The organism is Pseudomonas sp. PSKL.D1 (assembly GCF_028898945.1).
Taxonomy (GTDB): domain Bacteria; phylum Pseudomonadota; class Gammaproteobacteria; order Pseudomonadales; family Pseudomonadaceae; genus Aquipseudomonas.
In genome coordinates this window covers 3,501,630-3,522,753 of the sequence record NZ_CP118607.1, presented here as the reverse complement: position 1 = coordinate 3,522,753, position 21,124 = coordinate 3,501,630, and the positions used below count along the sequence as shown (strand labels likewise).

Annotated in this window: 18 protein-coding genes; 4 read left to right on the top strand and 14 right to left on the bottom strand. The window is 63.9% G+C overall.

Annotated features, from left to right (window positions below):
- Positions 1–14 precede the first annotated feature (14 nt).
- From PVV54_RS15670 to PVV54_RS15660, 3 genes are read right to left on the bottom strand one after another with little or no spacing between them, the layout of a single operon-like run.
- The gene (locus PVV54_RS15670) at positions 15–599 is read right to left on the bottom strand and encodes a LysE family translocator (RefSeq protein WP_274906130.1); all 585 of its coding nucleotides are present in this window, start codon (positions 597–599) and stop codon (positions 15–17) included.
- Between the two features lie 49 nt (positions 600–648).
- Positions 649–1,479: an AraC family transcriptional regulator gene (locus PVV54_RS15665; protein ID WP_274906129.1), complete on the bottom strand. Its 831-nt coding sequence runs from the start codon at positions 1,477–1,479 to the stop codon at positions 649–651.
- Between the two features lie 57 nt (positions 1,480–1,536).
- A complete protein-coding gene (locus PVV54_RS15660; protein WP_274906128.1) occupies positions 1,537–2,439 on the bottom strand; it encodes a LysR family transcriptional regulator in 903 nt (300 codons plus the stop codon).
- Positions 2,440–2,543: 104 nt separating this feature from the next.
- On the opposite strand from PVV54_RS15660, the gene nfsB reads away from it, so the two are divergent.
- Positions 2,544–3,197, top strand: coding sequence for an oxygen-insensitive NAD(P)H nitroreductase (gene nfsB, locus PVV54_RS15655; RefSeq protein ID WP_274906127.1), 654 nt, complete (start codon positions 2,544–2,546; stop codon positions 3,195–3,197).
- 65 nt (positions 3,198–3,262) lie between these two features.
- Here nfsB and PVV54_RS15650 read toward each other — a convergent pair whose 3' ends face one another.
- Both PVV54_RS15650 and PVV54_RS15645 read right to left on the bottom strand, forming a co-directional pair.
- Positions 3,263–4,417 (bottom strand): aminotransferase class V-fold PLP-dependent enzyme, encoded by a 1,155-nt coding sequence (locus tag PVV54_RS15650; RefSeq protein WP_274906126.1) that lies wholly within the window; start codon positions 4,415–4,417, stop codon positions 3,263–3,265.
- Between the two features lie 151 nt (positions 4,418–4,568).
- The gene (locus tag PVV54_RS15645; RefSeq protein ID WP_274906125.1) at positions 4,569–5,495 is read right to left on the bottom strand and encodes a LysR family transcriptional regulator; all 927 of its coding nucleotides are present in this window, start codon (positions 5,493–5,495) and stop codon (positions 4,569–4,571) included.
- A gap of 138 nt (positions 5,496–5,633) precedes the next feature.
- On the opposite strand from PVV54_RS15645, the gene PVV54_RS15640 reads away from it, so the two are divergent.
- Entirely contained in the window at positions 5,634–6,863 is a 1,230-nt protein-coding gene (locus PVV54_RS15640) for an acyl-CoA dehydrogenase (RefSeq protein ID WP_274906124.1), read from the top strand.
- A gap of 27 nt (positions 6,864–6,890) precedes the next feature.
- Here the strand turns inward: PVV54_RS15640 and PVV54_RS15635 are convergent, their stop codons facing one another.
- From PVV54_RS15635 to PVV54_RS15605, 7 genes are all read right to left on the bottom strand, one after another.
- The gene (locus tag PVV54_RS15635) at positions 6,891–8,243 is read right to left on the bottom strand and encodes an SPFH domain-containing protein (protein ID WP_274906123.1); all 1,353 of its coding nucleotides are present in this window, start codon (positions 8,241–8,243) and stop codon (positions 6,891–6,893) included.
- A gap of 111 nt (positions 8,244–8,354) precedes the next feature.
- On the bottom strand, positions 8,355–9,410 hold the full coding sequence (locus PVV54_RS15630) for a TerC family protein (protein ID WP_274906122.1): 1,056 nt from the start codon (positions 9,408–9,410) through the stop codon (positions 8,355–8,357).
- A 158-nt stretch (positions 9,411–9,568) separates the two neighbouring features.
- Positions 9,569–10,876 carry a phosphate ABC transporter substrate-binding/OmpA family protein gene (locus PVV54_RS15625; protein ID WP_274906121.1) on the bottom strand — a complete coding sequence of 436 codons (1,308 nt, stop codon included), beginning with the start codon at positions 10,874–10,876 and terminating at the stop codon, positions 9,569–9,571.
- An 86-nt stretch (positions 10,877–10,962) separates the two neighbouring features.
- On the bottom strand, positions 10,963–12,855 hold the full coding sequence (mrdA, locus tag PVV54_RS15620) for a penicillin-binding protein 2 (RefSeq protein WP_274906120.1): 1,893 nt from the start codon (positions 12,853–12,855) through the stop codon (positions 10,963–10,965).
- Positions 12,856–13,119: 264 nt separating this feature from the next.
- Positions 13,120–15,525: a TonB-dependent siderophore receptor gene (locus tag PVV54_RS15615; protein ID WP_274906119.1), complete on the bottom strand. Its 2,406-nt coding sequence runs from the start codon at positions 15,523–15,525 to the stop codon at positions 13,120–13,122.
- Between the two features lie 102 nt (positions 15,526–15,627).
- Positions 15,628–16,590 carry a FecR domain-containing protein gene (locus tag PVV54_RS15610; RefSeq protein WP_274906118.1) on the bottom strand — a complete coding sequence of 321 codons (963 nt, stop codon included), beginning with the start codon at positions 16,588–16,590 and terminating at the stop codon, positions 15,628–15,630.
- Entirely contained in the window at positions 16,587–17,114 is a 528-nt protein-coding gene (locus PVV54_RS15605) for a sigma-70 family RNA polymerase sigma factor (RefSeq protein WP_274906117.1), read from the bottom strand. The genes PVV54_RS15610 and PVV54_RS15605 overlap by 4 nt, the downstream gene beginning before the upstream one ends.
- Before the next feature lie 125 nt (positions 17,115–17,239).
- Between PVV54_RS15605 and PVV54_RS15600 the strand changes: the two genes are divergently transcribed.
- Complete coding sequence (locus PVV54_RS15600) at positions 17,240–18,043, top strand: helix-turn-helix transcriptional regulator (protein WP_274906116.1); 804 nt, start codon at positions 17,240–17,242, stop codon at positions 18,041–18,043.
- 74 nt (positions 18,044–18,117) lie between these two features.
- Positions 18,118–18,735 carry a LysE family transporter gene (locus tag PVV54_RS15595; protein ID WP_274906115.1) on the top strand — a complete coding sequence of 206 codons (618 nt, stop codon included), beginning with the start codon at positions 18,118–18,120 and terminating at the stop codon, positions 18,733–18,735.
- Here PVV54_RS15595 and PVV54_RS15590 read toward each other — a convergent pair.
- Together PVV54_RS15590 and PVV54_RS15585 are read right to left on the bottom strand one after the other, a co-directional pair.
- The gene (locus PVV54_RS15590; protein WP_274906114.1) at positions 18,682–20,037 is read right to left on the bottom strand and encodes an MFS transporter; all 1,356 of its coding nucleotides are present in this window, start codon (positions 20,035–20,037) and stop codon (positions 18,682–18,684) included. The genes PVV54_RS15595 and PVV54_RS15590 overlap by 54 nt on opposite strands.
- A gap of 308 nt (positions 20,038–20,345) precedes the next feature.
- The gene (locus PVV54_RS15585; RefSeq protein WP_274906113.1) at positions 20,346–21,089 is read right to left on the bottom strand and encodes a hypothetical protein; all 744 of its coding nucleotides are present in this window, start codon (positions 21,087–21,089) and stop codon (positions 20,346–20,348) included.
- Positions 21,090–21,124 lie beyond the last annotated feature (35 nt).

Below are 21,124 nucleotides of genomic sequence, written 5' to 3'. Positions count from 1 at the left end.
GTGCTACTTCCCCCTCATCCCAACACCGCCGCCCACGCCGAAACCAGCAGCAACCCTGCCAACCCCCGGTTGAACCACAGCAACCGCCCCGGCGCCCGGAGCCAGCGGGTACTGCCCACCCCAAGCAGTGCCCAGGCGGTCATGCAGGGCAGGGCAATCAGCAAGAAGGCCAGCGCCAGTTGCCACACCGGCAGCGTCGGGGCGGCAAACACGCCAATCACCGCCACCGCCATCATCCACACCTTGGGGTTGACCACCTGCAACGAGGCGGCGCTGGTCGCGCTGAACACCTTGCCCGCGCCGACGTCCAGTGGCTCCCCGGCGCTGCGCAGCATGCGCCACGCCAGCCAGCTCAGCCACAGCACGCCCGCCCAGGTCATCACGTGTTGGGCTTGCGGATGGCGCATCAGCAATTCCCCCAGCCCCAGCCCGACCAGCAGCACCACCCCCGCAGCTGCGCAACAGCCGGCCAGGATTGGCGCGACGCTGGCACGTAGGCCCTTTCGGGCGCCGTGGGCGAGGATCAACAGGTTGGTAGGGCCGGGGCTGATGCTGGCGACCAGGGCAAAAAGCAGGAAGGCGGACAACGATTGCGACATGGTAAAGGCTCCAATGAATCTGAGCCCCATCCTCGCCTGCCGCGCGGCGTCAGTCTGGAAGGTTTGAGCAGCGGCGGCGGTAATCGGCCGGGGTCAGCTGATACGCCCGGCGGAACCAGCGGCCCAGGTGGCTTTGGTCGGCAAAGCCCAGGGCCATTGCCACCTCGGCAGGTGTTTGCCCCTGGGCCAGCAAGCGCCGGGCGCGGGCCAGGCGCAGCTGGATCAGGTACGCGTGGGGCGCCAGGCCGAACGCTGCCTTGAACGCGCGGGTCAGGCGGAAGCGGTCGACGCCGCAGGCCTGCGCCACTTCGTCCAGGCTGAGGTCGAGGTGCATATGGGCATGCAGGTAGTCCCGGGCCCGTTGCGCGGTAAGCGGCAGGCGTGGGTCAGGGTTCAGGCGTTTGCGCCAGTGCAGGTGGCGGGTCAGGCAGCCAAGCAAGTCGTCGGTGGCGGTTTGGCGCACGATACGCAGTTCTTTGCCATGTACCGCCTGGAAGGCGCGCGCGGTAGCCCCGGCCAGCCGTGGGTCATGGTGCAGCAGGGCGGCGAAGCTGGGCTGGCTGTCGCTGGGCGCCTGCTCGAACAGGGCGCGCAGTTCGGCTTCCAGCCAGCGCGGTTCCAGGTACAGGGTTGAGTAGGTGAAGCCCTCGGCCGTTGGGGCCTGGCCATTGTGGATGTCGCCAGGTTCGAGCAAAAACACATGCCCCGGCGTGCTGTTGTGGCGCACCTTGCGGCAATCGAACTGCTGCACGCCCTGTTCGGTGTAGCCCACCAGAAAGCTGTCGTGCCAATGGGGGTCGTAGGCGTGCCCAACGAAATGCGCGCGGACCGACTCGATGCCCGACTCGGCGTCTTGCTTGAGGTCGATCCAGTTGGCCATGGTCTTTGCGCTGCCGGGTGTAAGGCACTCCACCTTAACCCAGCCGCGGGCGGGCGTTTAGAACAATTGTGCAGGCGGCTGCAACGCTGCAAACCGGTCACGTAACCACAAGTGCAGTTGCGACACCGCTGGGGACAGCTGTTTGCGATGCGGGCACACCAGTGTCACCGGCGTTGGCTCGCCCGGTTGCGCCGGGAGCAACACTTCAAGTTCGCCGGCTGCCACATTGGCACTCACATCCAGCCACGACTTGTAGGCAATCCCTTCACCCAGTAGCGCCCAGCGCCGCACCACATCAGCGTCGTCGCTGAACAGTGGGCCGCTCACCTGCACCACACGGTTGCCGAGCCGCCACTTGTCGTACACACGCCCCAGCTGCAGGTACAACAAACACGCGTGCTGTTGCAGTTCATCCACGCTCTGCGGGCGGCCATGGCGGGCCAGGTACGCGGGGGAGGCCACCAGTACCCGGCGGTTCCACGGCGCCAGGGGCAGGGCGATGTAATTGGCGTCTTCGTTCAGGCCGTAGCGGATGGCCACATCCACCGGGTCGCGGAACAGGTCGGCAATTTCGTCGGACAGGAAGAAGCGCAAGCTGAGGTCGGGGTGGCCCCGGCGAAATTCGCTGAGCCACGGCAGCAGGATGTTGCGCCCCATGTCCGAAGGGGCCGACACCTGCAGCACGCCACGCAAGGTGCTGTGGGCGCCGTGCAGGTTGTCGCGGCCCTGACGCAGGCTTTCCAGCACATTGAGCGCGGTGGGCAGGTACAGCTCACCTTCGGCGGTCAGGCGCAGGCTGCGGGTGGTGCGGGCGAACAGGCGCACGTCGAGTTCGCGCTCCAGGCGTTTGATGGCAGCTGCCACCTGGCCGGGCAGCAGGTCGGCTTCAAGGGCGGCTGCCGTGAAACTGCCCAGTGCGCTGCTGCGTACGAATAGTTCGAGGTCGGTGATACGGAGCATTTTCACTCCAGGGGTGAAAGTGTTCCTGCATTGTGCCGGTTTTTCTTATTTGCAGGAAAGATACTATGCGGCACAAATCCCGTACCCGTTAATGGAGTTGCAGCATGGATACCGTTTCTCTGGCCAAGCGCCGTTACACCACCAAGGCTTACGACGCGGGCCGCAAGATCCCTCAGGCCACGATCGACGCGCTGCTGGAGCAACTGCGCCACAGCCCGTCCTCGGTCAATTCGCAGCCGTGGCATTTCGTGGTTGCCGACAGCGATGAAGGCAAGGCGCGCCTGGCCAAGAGTACGGTTGAAGGGTTTGCCTACAACACACCGAAAATTCTCGACGCCTCGCACGTGATCGTGTTTTGCACCCGCACCGAGATGACCGAAGCGCACCTCAATACAGTGCTTGATCAAGAGGCGGCCGATGGCCGTTTTCGTGACGAACAGGCCCGTGCCGGGCAGAACCAGGCACGTCGCCACTACGTGAACCTGCACCGCCACGACCTCAAGGATGTGCAGCACTGGATGGAGAAGCAAACCTACCTGGCGCTGGGCACTGCATTGCTGGGCGCCGCGGCGCATGGCCTGGATGCCACGCCGATCGAAGGTTTCGACAGCAAGGTGCTGGATGCCGAACTGGGCCTGCGCGAGCAGGGCTTTACCAGTGTGGTGGTGTTGAGCCTGGGCTACCGCAGCGAGGCAGACTTCAATGCCGGGCTGAACAAGTCGCGGTTGCCGGCTTCGCAGGTCTTCACCTTCCTCTGACGGGCTGACGGGCCCCTTCGCGGGGCCCTGTAGGCACGGGTTTAAACCGTATCGCTCGCCCTGCCTTACCAGAGTGCCACCGACGCTGCACCCACCACCCGCCCGAACACCGCAATCGCTGTGTCCACCTCGGCTTGCGTGGTAAACCGCCCGATGCTCACCCGCACGCTCTTGCGCGCCTGTTGCTCGTTCAGCCCCAACGCCAGCAGCACATGTGAGGCGGCATTGCTTGCCGAGTTGCACGCCGACGTGCTCGACAGCGCCAGTTCGCTGGCCAGCGCCAGGCTGTTGAAACCTGCCGACTCGATGTTCAGGTTCAAGGTATGGGGTATACGTTGGGTTGCGCAGCCATTGAGGCGGACCCCAGGCAGCGCCAACAGGCCTTCACGCAGGCGCTGCGCCAGCGCTTCGAGCCGCTGGTGCTCGCTGTCGCCCGGCTGGCCGGCCAATGCAAAGGCACTGCCCATGCCGACGATCTGGTGGGTGGGCAGTGTGCCGGAGCGCAGCCCGCGTTCATGGCCACCGCCGTGAATCTGCGCGCGCATCAGCTCGCGTGCACGTGCCCCGACGTACAAAGCGCCAATGCCCTTGGGCCCATACACTTTGTGCGCTGAAAACGACATCAGGTCCACGGCCATTTCCCGCAGGTTGATCAACAGTTTGCCCACGGCCTGGGCCGCATCCACATGCAAGAGCGCACCATGGGCACGCACCCGTTCGCCAATGGCCGCAAAGTCGGTGACGGTGCCCAGTTCGTTGTTGACGGCCATCAGCGACACCAGGCGAGTATCGGCCCGCAGCGCCGCTTGCACGGCATAGGGCTGGATCAGGCCTGCCGCATCCGGGGCCAGGCGGGTTACCGCCCAGCCCTGGCGCTCAAGCTCGCTGACAGTGTCGAGTACTGCCTTGTGTTCCAACCGGCTGGTGATCAGGTGGCCCGGTTGGCCGAGGCCCTGTGCAATCCCCTTGATGGCCAGGTTGTTGGATTCGGTGGCGCCCGAGGTCCAGACCAGTTCTTCGGCATTGGCGCCAACGCGTTCGGCGACCTGGCGACGTGCCTGCTCCACCACCTCGCAGGCGGCTTGGCCGTACGCATGGCCACTGGAGGCGGGGTTGCCAAAGTTCACCTGGCGGCCGAGGCAGGTGAGCATGGTTTCGATGACCCGGTCATCAACCGGGGTGGTGGCGGCGTAGTCGAAGTAGAGTGGGGCGCTGGGCATGGGGCGGGTCCGTGATGTGTCGCCGTCAAATCGGCGATCGTTGCAATCAGCTTAATCCGCCAATGCCAGGTGTTTATTGCCTAATGGTGTGAGGTAGAGCGCTCCGCGAGTAAAAATATTCTCTGTTTGGCACTGGTTATAGAAAATTATTTCAAGCTGGTGCCAGTTCACGCTCTTCTTGCATCACCACACGCTCGCAAAGCTCGATGATCTGCTCTCGCATCCAGCGGTTGGCAGGGTCCTGGTCGGTGCTTTCGTGCCAGTACAAGTGCGTTTCCAGCGGCGGTACTTCCACCGGCAAGGGCTGGTAGCGCAACTGGTGCCGACGGGCAAACCGCTCGGGCACGGTCATGGCCATGTCGGTTTGCTGCAGCACTTGCGAGGCCATCAGGTAATGCTGCGAGCGCAGCGCCACCTTGCGTTGCACGCCCATCTTGCCCAACGCCAGGTCAACGTAACCGAGGCCGTTGCGCCGGCTGGAAATATGGATGTGGGTCATGCCCAGGTAAGCGTCCAGGGTCAGCTTGCTGTCCGCCAGCGGGTGGCCTTGGCGCAGGGCGCAGACATAGCGGTCCTGCATCAGCTTGACGTGGCGCACCTGCGGGTCGGTGTTCAGGGGGGCATCGACGGCGAAGTCCAGGCGCCCGGCGGCCAGTTCCTTGGTGGTTTCCCGGCGTTTGCACAGGAAGCTTTCGATCAGCACCCCAGGCGCCAGGCGCCGCAGGCGCTGGAACAGCGGCGGCAGGATGACCGCTTCGGTGAGGTCGGTCATGCTGATGCGGAAGGTTTTGTTGGCCTGCAGCGGGTTGAAAATGCGGCTTTCCTGCACCGATGTGCGCAACAGCGCCAGCGCGTTGCGCACCGGGCCGATGATGTTCTGCGCCATGGGCGTGGGCACCATGCCTTGGGCCGTGCGCACGAACAGCGGGTCGTTGAAGGTTTCACGCAGCCGCGACAGGGCATTGGACACGGCCGGCTGGGTGATGCCGACGATTTGCCCGGCGCGGGTCAGGTTGGCTTCGGTGTAGATCGCGTCGAAGACGATGAACAGGTTGAGGTCGACCTTGCTGAGGTTCATGGCGCCGCTCTTTGTTGGAATTATTGGCCGATCATATATCGGTTATGAATGTTTATACACGCGGAAAATAGACTAGGTAGATTGAGGCTTGCTGCTCTAGGCTCTGCCCATGTCCTTTGAACCATGAAGGTAGCCCTGATGGATTTCGCCTATTCGCCCAAGGTCCAGGCACTGCGTGAGCGCGTCACTGCGTTCATGGATGCCTACGTCTACCCTGCTGAGCCGGTGTTCGAGCGCCAAGTCGCCGAGGGCGACCGCTGGCAGCCCACCGCGATCATGGAAGAGCTCAAGGCCAAGGCCCGTGCCGAGGGCCTCTGGAACCTGTTCCTGCCCGAGTCGGAATATGGTGCAGGCCTGAGCAACCTGGAATACGCGCCGTTGGCCGAAACCATGGGCCGTTCGCTGCTGGGGCCCGAGCCGTTCAACTGTTCCGCGCCAGACACCGGAAACATGGAAGTGCTGGTGCGCTACGGCAGCGAAGCGCAGAAGCGCCAGTGGCTGGAGCCGCTGCTGCACGGCGAGATTCGATCCGCCTTTGCCATGACTGAACCCGATGTGGCGTCGTCGGACGCTACCAACATGGCCGCCACCGCTGTGCGCGACGGTGACGAGTGGGTGATCAACGGCCGTAAATGGTGGACGTCCGGTGCCTGCGACCCGCGCTGCAAGGTGATGATCTTCATGGGCTTGTCCAACCCCGACGGGCCGCGCCACCAGCAGCATTCGATGGTGCTGGTACCCACCGACACCCCGGGGGTGAAAATCGTGCGCCCGCTGCCGGTGTTCGGCTACGACGACGCCCCCCATGGCCACGCTGAAGTGCTGTTCGAGAACGTGCGGGTGCCGTACGAAAACGTCCTGCTCGGCGAAGGCCGTGGTTTTGAAATTGCCCAGGGGCGCCTGGGCCCAGGGCGCATTCACCATTGCATGCGCTCCATTGGCATGGCTGAGCGGGCGTTGGAGCTGATGTGTAAACGCTCGGTAGCGCGCACGGCCTTTGGTAAACCGCTGGCACGGCTGGGCGGCAACGTCGACAAGATCGCCGACTCGCGCATGGAAATCGACATGGCCCGCCTGTTGACCCTCAAAGCCGCCTACATGATGGACACCGTGGGCAACAAGGTGGCCCGCAGCGAAATCGCACAAATCAAGGTGGTGGCGCCCAACGTGGCCTTGAAGGTGATCGACCGGGCCATTCAGATGCATGGAGGGGCAGGGGTGAGCGGAGACTTCCCGCTGGCGTACATGTATGCGATGCAGCGTACCCTGCGCCTGGCGGACGGGCCGGATGAGGTGCACCGCGCGGCGATCGGCAAGTACGAAATCGGCAAGTACGTGCCAGCACAGATGTTGCACAGCGGGCGGTGAGTGCATTCACCGCCGCGCCTGCGCAGGTCACTGTGTTTTCAGGTCGACCACCAGGTCCTTGGCGGCCTTGGTCGCCAACACGCTCATGAGCTTGCTCATTTCATCCTGTCGGCCAACGCCTGCTTCGGTGCCGCTCCCCATCATCACCGTCGGCACCGGGGCCTTCGCCGCAGCCTCGGCCCAGGCGCGGTTGATCTGCACCAGTGCGTCGAGTTTTGTTTGTAGCGCTCCGTCTGCCTTGATCGAGGCCTCGCGGGCATAGGCTTCGGCATCGGCGGTGATCTTGGTGGCCTCGGCGTTTACGCGGGCCTTGTCACGCAGCAGCTCGGCGGTCTGGTTGTCGATTTCTGCCCGGCGCTTCTCTCGCTCGGCGTTGATCAACGTCAGTTGCTTCTCTGTTTCGGCCTGAGTGGTACGTTCTATTTGCTGGCGAAGGCTTTCCTGGCGCTTGGCCTCGACGTCTTTGGCACCGCGAGCGGACACCAACTGTTTTTCTTCTTCTTCCTTGAGCCGATTCTGGCGCGCCACGACAAGTTCGGCCAATGCCTCCTGCACCCGCCTCATCCGTTCCCGGTACTGGGGGTTGGGGTCGATGTTCATAACCCGTGCGTCCACGACTTCAACACCAAACAGGCGGAACTGTTGCAGTTTGCGCACCTCCTGGCCGTCCTTGTCGAGCCTCTTTTCGATGACGAAGCGGGTAGCGCTGTTGTCGCCATAGCTGCCTTGCTCGGTACCGGCCTGGAGGATGGCTGTTTGTGCGGGGTGGCTTTCGCGTTGTATACGGATTTCCTTGCGGCTGGTCAGGTACAGGCCGTTGCCCAGCTGGTTCTCGAACTCCGCGCCGAAATGGCTGCGGTTGCCGGCGTAGTAGTCATCGGCGCTCATCAGCGAGGCAGTGGCCTGCAGGGTTTCCTTGATGGCCGGCACTAACGCGCGTTGCAGGAAATTGTCAGGCGTACGGTACTCCTGGGCGATCTTCAGAAAGGCATCGCCCGTGGGTAGGCGGAACTGGGTGCTGAACTCGGCTTTGGCATCGACGTTGCCCAGAAACACGACAGGCAGTTTGTCCAGGGTCACCGAAGGATGGCCGCCGCGGTCGTCCGGGTTGTCGTCTTGCAGTTCCGATTGCACGCCGATGGTACGGCGCCAAACCGTGCTGCGGCCAAACCACCGGGTGGCGTAACCGACATCATCGACCACTTTCTCTTCACCAAAGAGAGTACGGACGTGGGTCATCTGGCCTGCTTCGTTGTAGAAATAGACGCCGTTGAAAAGCACGACCAACGCTCCCACAGCGAGCAATGGAAGGGCAATGGCGGCAATGAGCTTGCGGTTGACGCGCAGTTGGGTGAGGTCTGGAACGGTAAGGTTTTGCATGAGGCACTCCGTGTGCAGGGAGCGCGCATGCTGGCTAATAGGGAAGTAGTACTACAATCAGCCAAATCCGTTTGGCTTTGTAGGAAAGTTCGATTGCCACGCCGCGGTGATTCAGGCGCGCAACTCGGGGTCTGTTTCCTTGGCCAGTTTTGCCGTGCCATCGCTGGGCAGAGGCACTGCATCAACGGCCGGTTTTTCATTCCGTGTCTTGATCAACGAAACCAGCACGCCGCCCAGCAACAGCCCGAACGTCACCCCCAGCGACAGCAATGCAGGCACCTTGCCCACCATGCCGTGGTAGAAAATCTTGCAGCCGATGAAGATCAGCACCAATGCCAGCGCATATTTGAGGTACACGAAGCGGTGCATCAAGGCCGACAGGGCGAAGTACAGCGAGCGCAGGCCTAGGATGGCGAAGATGTTTGACGTGTAGACGATGAACGGGTCCTGGGTGATGGCGAAGATCGCCGGCACGCTGTCGACGGCGAACACCAGGTCGGCCAGCTCGATCAGTACCAGCGCCAAAAACAGTGGCGTGGCGTAGCGCAGAGCTTTGCTTTCGCCAGGCGGGGTCAGGCGCACGAAGAAGTGTGAACCGTGGATCTGGTCGGTCACCCGCATGTGTCGGCGGACGAACTTGAGTATCGGGTTGTTGGCCAGGTCCGGGTGGCTGTCTTCTTTCGACAGCGCCATCTTCACCCCGGTAAACAGCAGGAAGGCGCCGAACAGGTACAACACCCAGGCAAAGTTCTGCACCAGCGCCGCGCCCACGCCAATCATGATGGCGCGCAGGAACACCACGCCGAGGATGCCCCAGAACAGCACCCGGTGCTGGTAGCGGCGGGGGATGGCGAAGAAGCCGAAGATCATCGCCATGACGAAGACGTTGTCCATCGACAACGACTGTTCGACCAGGAAGCCTGTATAGAACTCCAGCGCCGACTGCGCGCCCAGTTCGTACCACACCCAAACGCCAAACAGCACGCCCACGCTGAAATAGCCCGAGTACAGCAGCAGGCTTTCGCGCATTTCGATTTCGCGGTCTTCGCGGTGCAGCACGCCCAGGTCGAGTACCAGCAAACCGATGACGATGGCCATGAACACCAGCCACAACCAAGTGCTGGTGCCGAGGAATGGGGAAGTTAAAAATGCGTGCAGAGCTGTCATGAGCCCCTCCTTTGATGTCGACGTTGCAAGGCAACAGTGATCCGACATGGCGGCCTGGCAGCCGTCAGAGGGGCCCGGTATCACATGTGTTTGAGCCTAGACCCGTTTCCCGGTGACGCCGAATGCAGAGCTGTTACATTTCTTTGCACAGACCCCCCTCAGTAAACCCAGACTTCGACCCGCCGGTTACGCAAGCGCCCCTGCTCCAGATCGTTACCGGCCACGGGCAGCTCATCCCCCATGCCCGTCACTTCAAGCACTTCCACGCCGTTACGCGCCAGTTCCCGGCGCACCGCCTGAGCCCGCAGGCGCGAGAGCAGTGCCGCGCGCCCCGGGGTTTCCTTGGGGTCGCCGAACCCCACCAGCACTGCCTTGCTTTGCAGCTTGCCGGCCTGGCGCAGGTAGTCGGCCACCCGTTGCACGTCACGCAAGGCCTTGTTGTCGAGGTTGGCGCTGCCTTCCTGAAAACGGAAGTTCACGCTCAGGCGCTGGGCCTGTTGGGCAAGGTTGCGGTAGCGGGGCGGCATGTCGCTTTGCGGGGCAACCGCCAGTGCGTTCACTTGCTGTGAAACGAACCCTTGCGCAGCGACGATAGACTGGCCGGCCGGGCTCTGGGCAAACTCGGCAAGTGCCTTGGCCTGGGGCTTTGCATTGGCCGGCAGGTAGAAGTACAGGCGCCGCGACAGTGGGTAATCCTCGCTGGCCACCAGCGCGCGTTCCGGCAGCATGGCGGGCGCATCCCCTTCGGCCACGGCCAGCACCTTGGCCCCGTGCACGGCTGCCAGGCTACTGAAGCCGATCCCCTGTCTATCGGCGCTGACGCGTTCGGCCAGTTCGTCGCTGGCCTCGAAGCGTTGCGCGTTGCTGGCCAGTTCGCCATGGTGCGGCTCCAGCACCAATGCCTTGAACGTTTCGAAAGTACCGGAACGGTCGTCGCGGGCATACAGGTGAATGGCACCACCGGCGACACCGAGTTGTTCCCAGCGCTGCACCTGCCCGGAGAACACCTGCGCCAGTTGCCGGGTGGTCAGCTGTGGCAGGGGGTTGTCCGGGTGGACGATGACAGCCACGCCGTCCAGCCCGATGACCTGCTCGGCGCTGGCCGCCCGCAGGTCGCCAAGGGCCTTCAGTTGGCGGGCCTCGGCGTCGCTGATGGGGCGTGAGGCCGCCGCCAGGTCAGCCTCACCACTGCCTAAAGCGGAAAAGCCGGTGCTCGACCCATGCGCGGCAATGTCGATGCGCAGCGGCTGGCCCTGGCTGTCGCGGGCATTGATCACCGTCTCGTTGGCCTGCGCGCCCGGGCTCTGTTCGATGGCGGTGGCCTGTTGCGCCCAGAGTTGCCCCTGGACCAAGGCGGGCAGCAAGGCGGCACCAATGGTATTGGAACCCTGGATGCGCAGGTGAACGGCGTCGGCCAGTGCGGCCATCGGCAGCAGCAACATGAGTACGGGGAGCAGGCGGCGCATGCCGGGTAACCTTTGGCACAAAGTTGCCCGGCAGATTACGACGGTTGCGTGACATAAATGTTAAAGGCCTGCTCCGTACCGGGCCTTCATGAATGGGGCGCCTGCCGAGGGGCGGCACCGTTGGCAAACTCCGGCTTCAAGTGCCCCTGGTCATCCAGCAGATAGGCATCCATCACCTCACGCACCACCGGCCCCGCCACCCGGCCACCGGCCTCACCGTTCTCGATCATCACCGCCACCACCACGCTCGGGTGGTCGGCGGGAGCAAAACCGACGAACAGGGCGTTGTCGCGGTGCCGTTCGAGGGTTTTGTTGCGGTTGTAGCGCTCGCCTTGCTTGATTGCCACCACCTGCGCCGTGCCGCTCTTGCCGGCAATGCGGTACTGCGCGCCAGCGGCGGCAGCACGGGCGATGCCGCGCGGGTCGTGCATGACCATCTGCATGCCTTGGCTGACCTGGTCCCAGGCATGGCGGTCATGCAGCACGATGTCGGGCATCGGGTTGGGGTCGACCGGGGCCTGGCCGCCCACGGTCATGGCCAGGTGTGGGCGGTGCCACACCCCTTTGCTCGCCAGCAGGCTGGTGGCCTGGGCCAGTTGCAGCGGGGTGACCTGCATGTAGCCCTGGCCGATACCCAGAATCAGCGTTTCGCCGGGGAACCAGGCCTGGCGCCGGGTAGCGCGCTTCCATTGTGCCGATGGCATCAGGCCCGGAGCCTCTTCGAACATGTCCAGCGACACCCGTTGGCCCAGGCCGAATTCGGCCATGTAGTCATGCAGGCGCTCGATGCCCAGCTTGTGCGCCAGGTCGTAGAAGTAGGTGTCGTTGGAGCGCATGATGGCGGTGTACATGTCCACCCAGCCGTCGCCGCTGCGGTTCCAGTTGCGGTATTTGTGGTCGTAGTTGGGCAGCTCGTAGTAGCCGGGGTCGAACACGCGGCTGCCGGGGGTGATCACACCGCTGTCGAGGCCGGCGATGGCCACTTCCGGCTTGACCGTCGAGCCGGGCGCGTACAGGCCGCGCAGCACGCGGTTGAACAGCGGACGGTCGATGGAATCGCGCAGGGCGGCATATTGCTTGAAGCTGATGCCTTTGACGAACAGGTTGGGGTCGAAGCTGGGGTTGCTGACCATGGCCAGCACGTCGCCATTGGTCGGGTCCAGCACCACCACGGCGCCACGGCGGTCGCCCAGGGCTTTTTCGGCGGCCACCTGCAGGTGGGCATCCAGGCTCAGGACGATGTCCTGGCCCGGGGTGGGGGCCTTGTGATTGAGCACGCGCATCACCCGGCCCTGGGCGTTGGTTTCGACTTCCTCGTAGCCCACATGGCCGTGCAGCTGGCTTTCGTAGAAGTGTTCGATGCCGGTCTTGCCGATCGACTGGGTGCCACGGTATTCGGTGTTGTCGAGGGTCTTGGCTTCTTTTTCGTTGATGCGCCCCACGTAGCCCACCGAGTGGGCAAAGTGCTCGGCCAACGGGTACTCGCGGATGAACTGAGGCTCTACGTCCAGCCCTGGCAGGCGGAACTGGTTCACGGCAATCAGGGCGATCTGCTCTTCGGTCAAACCCACCATCAAGGTAACCGGCTCGAACGGTTTGCGGCCACGGCGCAGGTCTTTGTCGAATTGTGTGCGGTCGTCCTCGCCCAAGCCAAGAATTCGGGTGAGGGTATCGAGCACCTTGGCCGAGTCGCCAGCGCGCTCGCGGGTCATGGTCAGGTCGAAGCTGGGCTTGTTGTCGGCCAGCACCACGCCATTGCGGTCGTAGATCAGCCCACGCTCGGGCGCGATGGGCAGCACGTGCACGCGGTTGTTTTCCGACACGGCGGTTTGCTGGTCGTGCTGCAGCACCTGAAGCACATAGAGGCGGCCGATGAGCACGGCAACCAGGCTGAACACCAAAGCGGCGCAGGCCAGCAGCCGGCGGTTGACCAGGTGTTTTTCCTTTTCGTGGTCCTTGAGGGGGATGGGTTGGGGCATGGGGGCTCTGGGCGGTCGCGGTAGGGCTGGGCGAGGGCTTCGCCCTCGTTTCGCGACACAAGGCCGCTCCCACTGGAATCACGCGATCCCTGTGGGAGCGGCCTTGTGTCGCGAAAGGGCCGCGCAGCGGCCCCAGGGGCCGGCGATGCTACGCAACCCCGCTGCAGGGCTCAAGGCAAGCCGCGACTGGCGCAAGCCAGCAGGGGCCGGTTGCCCCCGCCGTCAGTACGCTTACAGCGAATATGAAGATTTGTTCATGCACCTTCAGAATTGCCAGCGGGCACTGGCCACCAAATTGCGCGGCTCGCCGTAGGACCCGGAGCTGAACGTGCCCAATCCGTCGTAGTACTTCTTGTCGAACAGGTTGTTCAGGTTCAGGCCGACGTTCAGGTGTTGGTTGACCGCGTAGTTGGCCAGCAGCCCCACCACGCCAAAGTCACGCTGATGCGCCTTGGTCCCGAAGTCTTCGTTATAGGCATAGATGTCGCTCTGCCAGGTCATGTTGCCGCCGACCGTCAGCTGGCTCCAGTTGCCCGGCAACCGGTAGGTGGTGGCCAGTTTGAACAGGTTCATCGGCTGGTTGGTTTCCACACGGTTGCCGTCCTTGTCGTGGGATTCGCGGTAGGTGTAGCCGCCGAATACCTTCCAGCCTGGCAGCACTTCGCCCGAAATCTCGGTTTCGATGCCGCGCGTGGTGGTGCCGGCAATTGCCCGGTAGATTTCCTGTGGGCCACTGTCGTCGACCAGTTGCGGGGTGTTCTTCTGCTTGACCTCGAACAGTGCCGCGCTGGCATTCAGGGCGCCGTCGTAGAATTCGCCCTTGATGCCGATCTCGTAGTTGTCACCTTCCAGCGGGTCGAGGGAGGTGTTGCTGGCGGTCTTGTAGTAGGTCTGCGGCAGGAAGATCTGCGTCCAGCTGGCGTACACCGAATAAGTGTCGTTCAGGTCCAGCACCACGCCGGCATAGGGGGTGACCACGCCGGACTTTTTGGTACGGTCGCGGGCGGTAACTTCACCGGTCAGGTCGTCGCTGCTGTCGTCCTTCTGGTTCCACCAGCTGACGCGGCTGCCGAGGATGATCGACAGCGGGTCGTAGGGCTTGAGCCGCACGGCGGCGTAGACACCGGACTGGCTCAGACGCGACAGGCTTTCTTCGGTCTTGGCCAGGTGCGGTTTGCCGTGGGGGTCGCCGTCCCATTGGTAGATATTGTCCACCGCCGGGAAACCGCGTTCGTAGGTGGGGTAGTTGAGGTGGGTGTAGGCCAGGTTGCTGCCGACCACCAGTTCGTGTTCCCGGCCGCCGAGCTGGAAAGGGCCGGTGGCATACAGGTCGAGGTTGTCCTGGGTCTGATAGCTGTCGAGGCGGTTGATGTACATCGACACGCCGCTGCCGGTTGCCGGGTCGGGCGTGCCGGCGCTGGCCGAACCGGTGACGCCGCGGCGGTAGGCGTACTGGTGGCTGTAGGCGGCTTTCAGGCTCCAGTCGTTGGCCAGGGTGTGTTCCAGCTGGGCGGTGAGGTTGTATTGGCTGTTGTTCAGGTAGCTCCAGCGCGCCGCAGGGTTGAACGAGCGGGAGAAGTTCGTGCTGCTGCCATCGTTGTTGAACAGTGGAATGTGCCCGAAGCTGACGCCGTCTGCGTTGTTGTTCTGGTAGTCCAGGCTCAGGCGCAGCAGGGTGCTTTCGCTGAGGTCGATGTCCAGTGCGCCGTACATCACGCGCTTGTCGGTCTTGTACCAGTCGACGTAGGAATTGGCCGTCTCATACACGCTCACCAGCCGGCCACGGATGGTGCCGGCCTCGGTCAACGGCCCGGACACATCGGCCTCGGTCCGGTACCGGTCCCACGCGCCGACTTCACCGGCCACGCTCGCCTGGAAGGCCTCCGTCGGCCGTTTGCGCACCAGGTTCAGGGTGGCCGAGGGTGTGCCTGCACCACTGAGCAAGCCGGTGGCGCCTCGCACCACTTCGACACGGTCATAGATGGCCATGTCGGCCAGGGTGCTGGTGAATTGCTGGGATTCGTTGGCGATTTGCGCCGGAATGCCATCGTACTGGAAGTTCTGGATCTGGAAGCCGCGGGCGTAGAAGGTGTAGCGCTCGCTGTCGCGGTGGTTGCTGGACAGGCCCGGGGTGAACTTGACCACGTCGTCGATCGAGGCCAGGTGGTGGTCGTCCATGACCTGGCGGGTCACCACACTCACCGATTGCGGCGTTTCGCGCAGCGACAGGCCCAGCTTGGTGGCGGTGCGGGCCTGGCCGGTGGTGTAGGCCCCCGTGTGTTCGGTGGTTTCGCCCAGGCTGCTGCCGACCACGCTGGTGGCGCCCAGTTGCACGGCGTTGCCGGTAGCCGACTCCATCAGCACATAGGCGCCGGCTTGCGTGGCGGCTGCCGTTAGGCCGGTGCCTGCCAGCAGGGTGGCGAAGCCCTGTTCGACGCTGTAGGTGCCTTTGAGGCCTGGGCTTTGCTTGCCGGCGGTCAGCCCCGCGTCGAAAGACAGTACGACCCCGGCCTGATTGGCGAAACGGCCCAGCACGGCACTCAGCGCCCCGGCGTCGATGGCGTAAGCCTGCTGCTGGCTGGCGGCCTGCACCAGCGCGGTGCCGGGTAGCAAGGGTTCGAGCAGGGTGAGCGAGGCGCCCAGCAGGGCGAATTTGAAGGTGGAAGGCATGCGGGCTCCTGAGCCTGGCGTTGGCATTATCGATGTTGTTGCCAGGGAGGCGGATGAGCGCGGCGAAATCGACAACGGTGATGCAAATTTTTTGCGGCGGGCTTAAACGGGCGATTCGACGGCCTCCAGGCGCGTCCAGAAGCGGGTATGCCGCGACAGCCGCACCGGCAGCGAGCGGGCGATGGTGGCCAGCGTCAGGTCGATGTCGGTGAGTGAATAGGCACCGGATACGCGAAGCTGCCCCACATTGGCCGCGCAGCCCAGGTAACCGCTGCGGTAGCGCTGCAACTCGTCGATCAGACGGTCTAGCCGCCAGTCGTCGACTACCAGCCGGCCTTCGGTCCAGGCATCGTCGGTCGTTGCCAAGGGAGCGTGTTGCAGTACCCGCTGGCTGTCGAACGTCACGCTGTGGCCGCTGTTGATGGCCTGCTCGTCGCCCTGGCTGCCTCGTGGCCGGATGGCAACGGCATCCTGGAACACGCTGGTGCGCGTGACGCCTTCGTACTGGCGAACGCTGAAGCGGGTGCCCAGGGCTCTTGTAACACCTTGGGCGCTGCTGACCAGGAAGGGGCGTGGGTCGTGGGCGGTTTCGACATAAATCTCGCCCGCCTGCAGATGCAGCATGCGGGCATTGGCGGTGAACGCGATGTCGACCGCACTGGCCGTGTTGAGGATCAGCTGGCTGCCGTCGTTCAGGGTCAGGCGCCGTTGTTCCCCTACGGCCGTGCGTTGATCGGCCAGCCACACAGGCGCGTCGCGGTAACCGCGCCAGCCCAGTGCACCGAGGCCGACGCCCAGCACCAACCCTTTGAGCAGCATCCGCCGCTGGTGCGCCATGCCCTGAAGGCCTGCGCGTTCGAGCACGCCATAGCCCAGCGCGCCCTGGGCTTTGCCCATGCGTGCCTGAAGCATTGCGACCTGTTGCCAGGCCCACTGGTGGTGCGGGTCGGCGTTGTGCCAGGCCTGCCATTGCTGTTGCAGGCGCGGGTCTTGCGGGGCCTCGCCCAGGCGCGCGAACCAATGGGCGGCAGCGCTCAGCGCCTGGCGCTGTGGCGAGGTGTTCACTGGCCATGCTCCAGCGCGAACAGCAGGCAATGCTCGGTGGCACGGGCGATGTACTTGGTTACCGAGCTGACCGACACACCCATCTGTTCGGCGATGGCCTTGTAGCCCAGGCCGCGCAGTTGCGACAGCAAAAAGGCCTGCTTCACCTTGCTGCCCAGGCCATCGAGCATGGCGTCGAGTGCCTGCAGCGTTTCCACCAGCACCCAGCGTTCCTCCGGGGAAATCGCATACTGCTCGGGCTGCTCGGCCAGCAAGTCCAGGTATGCCTGCTCCAGTGCCCGCCGGCGGAAACTGTCGATCATCACCCGACGCGCCATGGTCACCAGAAAGTGCCGAGGCTCGCGCAGCTCGCTGATCAAGGGCTGGCTGCGGTCGGCCAGCAGCACACGGATGAACGTGTCCTGGGCGAGGTCGGCGGCCTGCTGCGAGCACCGCAGGCGTGCACGCAGCCAGTTCACCAGCCAGCCGTGGTGGTTGCCGTAGAGGTGGGCGATGCCGCAAGAGGAGGAGGTTGGGCGAGGCATGGCTAAATGCGCACTAATGAGAATCAGTCGCAATGTATGTGAATCGGAAACATTCGGCAACGGTCCGAGTGTTAAGATGGTGGGCCTGCCAGCGGTGCAAAGCAGCTCGGCGACAGGAGGGCTCGATGGCAGATCAGGTTGATTACAGGCGCAACAGCGAAATCCCCGGGCTTGTCCTGAGCGAGGGGCGGTTTTCCAGTTTTCGCTTTGATCGGCACTTTCACCTGGACTACCACATCGGGCTGATCACCGATGGCGTGCAGCGCCAGGGCATCCATGGCGAGTCGGTGCTGCTGACGCCGGGCACCATCCAGCTGATGCCGCCTGGCGAGATGCACGATGGGTTCAGTGCAGGTGATGCCTCCTACACCTTGAAGACCTTTCGGGTGTCGGCCGAACTGCTGAGCGGAGTGACCGAAGCCTTGGTCGGGCAGGACCGCTTCGCGGCGATGGGTGGGGCCGTGCTGCAGGATGCGCAGCTGTCGGCGCAGTTGGCCCTGTTGCACCGCGCATTGGGGGAGGGCGGCGACCCACTGATGATCGAATCGCAGTGGCTCGTGCTGCTGGCCCGGCTGTTCAGCCAGGCCCGCATGCTCAAGCCGCAGTTCGTCCCGGGGACGCTGACGAGCGTGCAATGGCAGCGGGTACGTGATTACTGCAACGCGCACCTGTGCGACAAGATTACCCTGGAAGCACTGGCCGCCCTGTGCGGGCTGGAGCGCTTCCAGTTTCTGAAACTGTTCAAACGCACGGTGGGCATGACGCCCCACGCCTGGCTGGTGCGCCTGCGCCTGGAGCGGGCGTGCGTGCTGTTGAGCCGCACCCGTTGGGAGTTGACCCGCGTGGCGCAGGAGGTCGGGTTCTACGACCAGAGCCACTTCAACCGCGCATTCAAGCAGGCGTTTGGCGTTGCGCCGTCGCGTTATTGATCGTCAATTTTTTACAAGTGCACGGCAAGGCCACGGCTTAACCTCTCGTTTATCGAACCAACCGGAGATTGACCGTGGACTATGTGCCTCAATTGTTGACCATTGCTGCCGTGATGCTGCTGGCCTGCATCAGCCCAGGGCCTGATTTCATTGCCGTGACCTCCAATGCACTGGCCAGCCGCAAACGCGGGCTGGGTGTCGCGCTGGGCACCGCTGCGGGCATCGTGGTGTGGGCGCTGCTGGCGATGGTAGGCCTTGGCGTGTTGCTGACCAAGCTGGCCTGGCTGTACGACGTCATTCGCGTGGCCGGCGTGTGCTACCTGCTGTACCTCGGCATCAAGATGCTGCTGGGGGCGCGCAAGCCGAGCCAGGCCCTGGCCATCGACACGGCGGCCAACACCTCCACCTCGGCACCGCGCGTGGGCTTTCTGGTCAGCATGACCAACCCCAAGGCGGCAGCGTTCTTCGGCAGCTTCTTCATCACCGTGCTGCCACCCCATGCACCCGTCTGGGTGCTGGGCGCGGCAGTGGTGGTGGTGGCCGCGGTGGCGCTGGCCTGGTTCTCGGCGCTGGCGCTGATGTTCTCCACCAACCGGGTGCGCGCGGCCTATGCTGGCCTGCGCAGGCCGATTGATGCGTTACTGGGCGCCGCCCTCGTGGGCCTGGGCGTGCACCTGGCGGTCAGCCGCTGAAGCGCGCTCGTCATCATGTAGGGAAATGCGTGAAGTTTCCGGCAGTGCCAAGCCGCCCACCAGCGCAACCAGTGCAATCACCACCAGGTAGAACGCTGGCGCGAGGCTGCTGCCGGTTTGCCCGATCAACCAGGTGGCCACCAGTGGCGCGGTGCCACCGAACAGCGTGTAGGCCACGTTGTAGGTGATAGCCGAGGCGGTGTAGCGGGTGCGGGTAGGGAAACTTTCCGACAGCAGTGCGGCGGTGACCACGCCGCTGCACAGCGCGCCCACGGCCAGCAGGATTACCCCCAGCAGCGCGCCGGACATCGAACCGGAACTGGCCAGCCAGTAAGCGGGGAACACGCAGACCATCACCCACAGGCAGGTAAAGCCGATGGTCTTGCGCCGCCCGACGCGGTCCGAGAATGCCCCGGCCAGTGGGCAACCCACTGCAGCGAATAGCAGCGCCACGGTGGTTACCAGCAGCGACTGGGCGCGCGTGAGGTTGCCGACCAGCTGCAGGTAGGTGGCGAAGTAGGTGGTGAACATGTAAAACGACAACGCCGTGAGCGAGATGAACGCGCCCAGGTTGCGGATGGTGCGGCCGTGGTGGCGCAGGGTGTCCTTGAGCGGCGAATGTTCATGTTCCTTGCCCTGGGCGATGGCCTCGCGAAAGGCCGGGGTTTCTTCCATGCGCCAGCGCAGGTACAAACCGACCAGCCCGAGCGGCGCAGCTACCAGAAACGGCACACGCCAGCCCCACGCGGCCATGGCGTCGGCCGACAGGCTGGCTTCAAGGCCATAGGCAATCACTGCCGCGCAGGCGAATGCCGAGAACGTCGAGACGGGGACGAAACTGCCATAGAACGCGCGCTTGCCCTTTGGGGCGTGTTCCATCAGGTATGCGCAGGCACCGGCGTATTCGCCACCGGCGGAGAAGCCCTGCAGGCAGCGCGCCAGGGTAAGCAGTACCGGTGCGGCAATGCCGATGCTGGCGTAGGTCGGCAGCAAGCCGATCAGGGTGGTGGAGCCAGCCATCAGCAGGATGGTCATCGACAGCACGCGCTTGCGCCCGAGGCGGTCGCCCAAGGCCCCGAACACGATGCCGCCCAAGGGCCGCAAGGCGAAGGCCACGGCAAACACGGCAAAGGTCTTGAGCAGGCCCACGCTGGGGTCTTCGCTGGCAAAGAACTGCGTGGCGATCAGCGTTGCCAGAAAGCCGTACACGGCAAAGTCAAACCATTCGACAAAGTTGCCGATGGCCGAAGCGGCGATGACCCGGCGCAGGGTAGCGGGTGATACCTCATGAGATGCGGACATACGGAAGCTCTCCGGTTTCCATAGGCAGCCTGGTTGGACGTGAGGCGGTCCTGCCGCGTCATCGTTGTTATGGCTGCCAGTAGAGCCGGTGAGGCGCAGGCGTGCATCCTCGTGGGCGACCTCGGGATATCTGTTACCAACCTGCGCCGGCCCTTTCGTGGGGCAAGCAACCCCGACGCTTACGCAACCTTTGTAGGAGCGGATTCATCCGCGATGCAGGCGACGCGGCAGATGGCACCGGCTTCGCCGGTGATCGCGGCTAAAGCCGCTCCTACAGGCAAAACAGTTACCTGCCCTGCGAAGAGGCCCTAAGGCCGCCCGACCCGCCAGGGCGCGTAATCCAGCACGCTATCGCCCTGGCCGCCCGTGGCAAACCCCGGCATCTGGCTCAGGTCCAGCGCCATGCAGCGCTGGGTCAGCCGCGCCTGCAACTCGCCCTCCAGGCGGAAGGCATCTTTGCGCAGCGGGTGCGGATACAACTGCACCAGGCAGCCGTCCACCTTGCCTTGGGCATTGGCCTGATAGTTGACCATGGCCATGCCGATGCTATTAACCGGCTGGTCGCGCAACAGGTGCTGCCAGAGGAACTGTTTGCGTGCGTTGTACTGCCCGCGTTCTGTTTGCAGACTTTGGGTTTCACCCGGCAGCATCAGGTAAATCGGCGCAACGACCGTGAGCGTACCGTCTTCATCGAACAGCTGCGCCGGTGCCTCGGGGTAGACGGTTTTCCAGCACTGGGTTTCGACGAACTGGTTGAGCGCTTCGTAGTTGGACGCAACGAACCCGGCAGGCAACTGCTGCTCGTATTTCAGCGGCGCGCGCCGGGCCTTGCAGGCGACGGGCGCGAATGTGCGGTCGAGCTTGAGGGTGAGCAGCACCACGCCCAGGTGTTCATCGGTATCGGCGGTGGTGATGCTGTGGTACAGCGCCCGCTGCATGTCGTTGGTGAAGGTTTTGAAGGCTTGCTCATCGACGGCGGGTTGGCTGCGCTGCTGGCAACCGGCCAAGGCAGCCAGGGTGGCGAGCAGGGTAAAGGGCAACAGACGGGGCACGACAACATCCTTGTACGGTGGGGCTTGAGACAGCG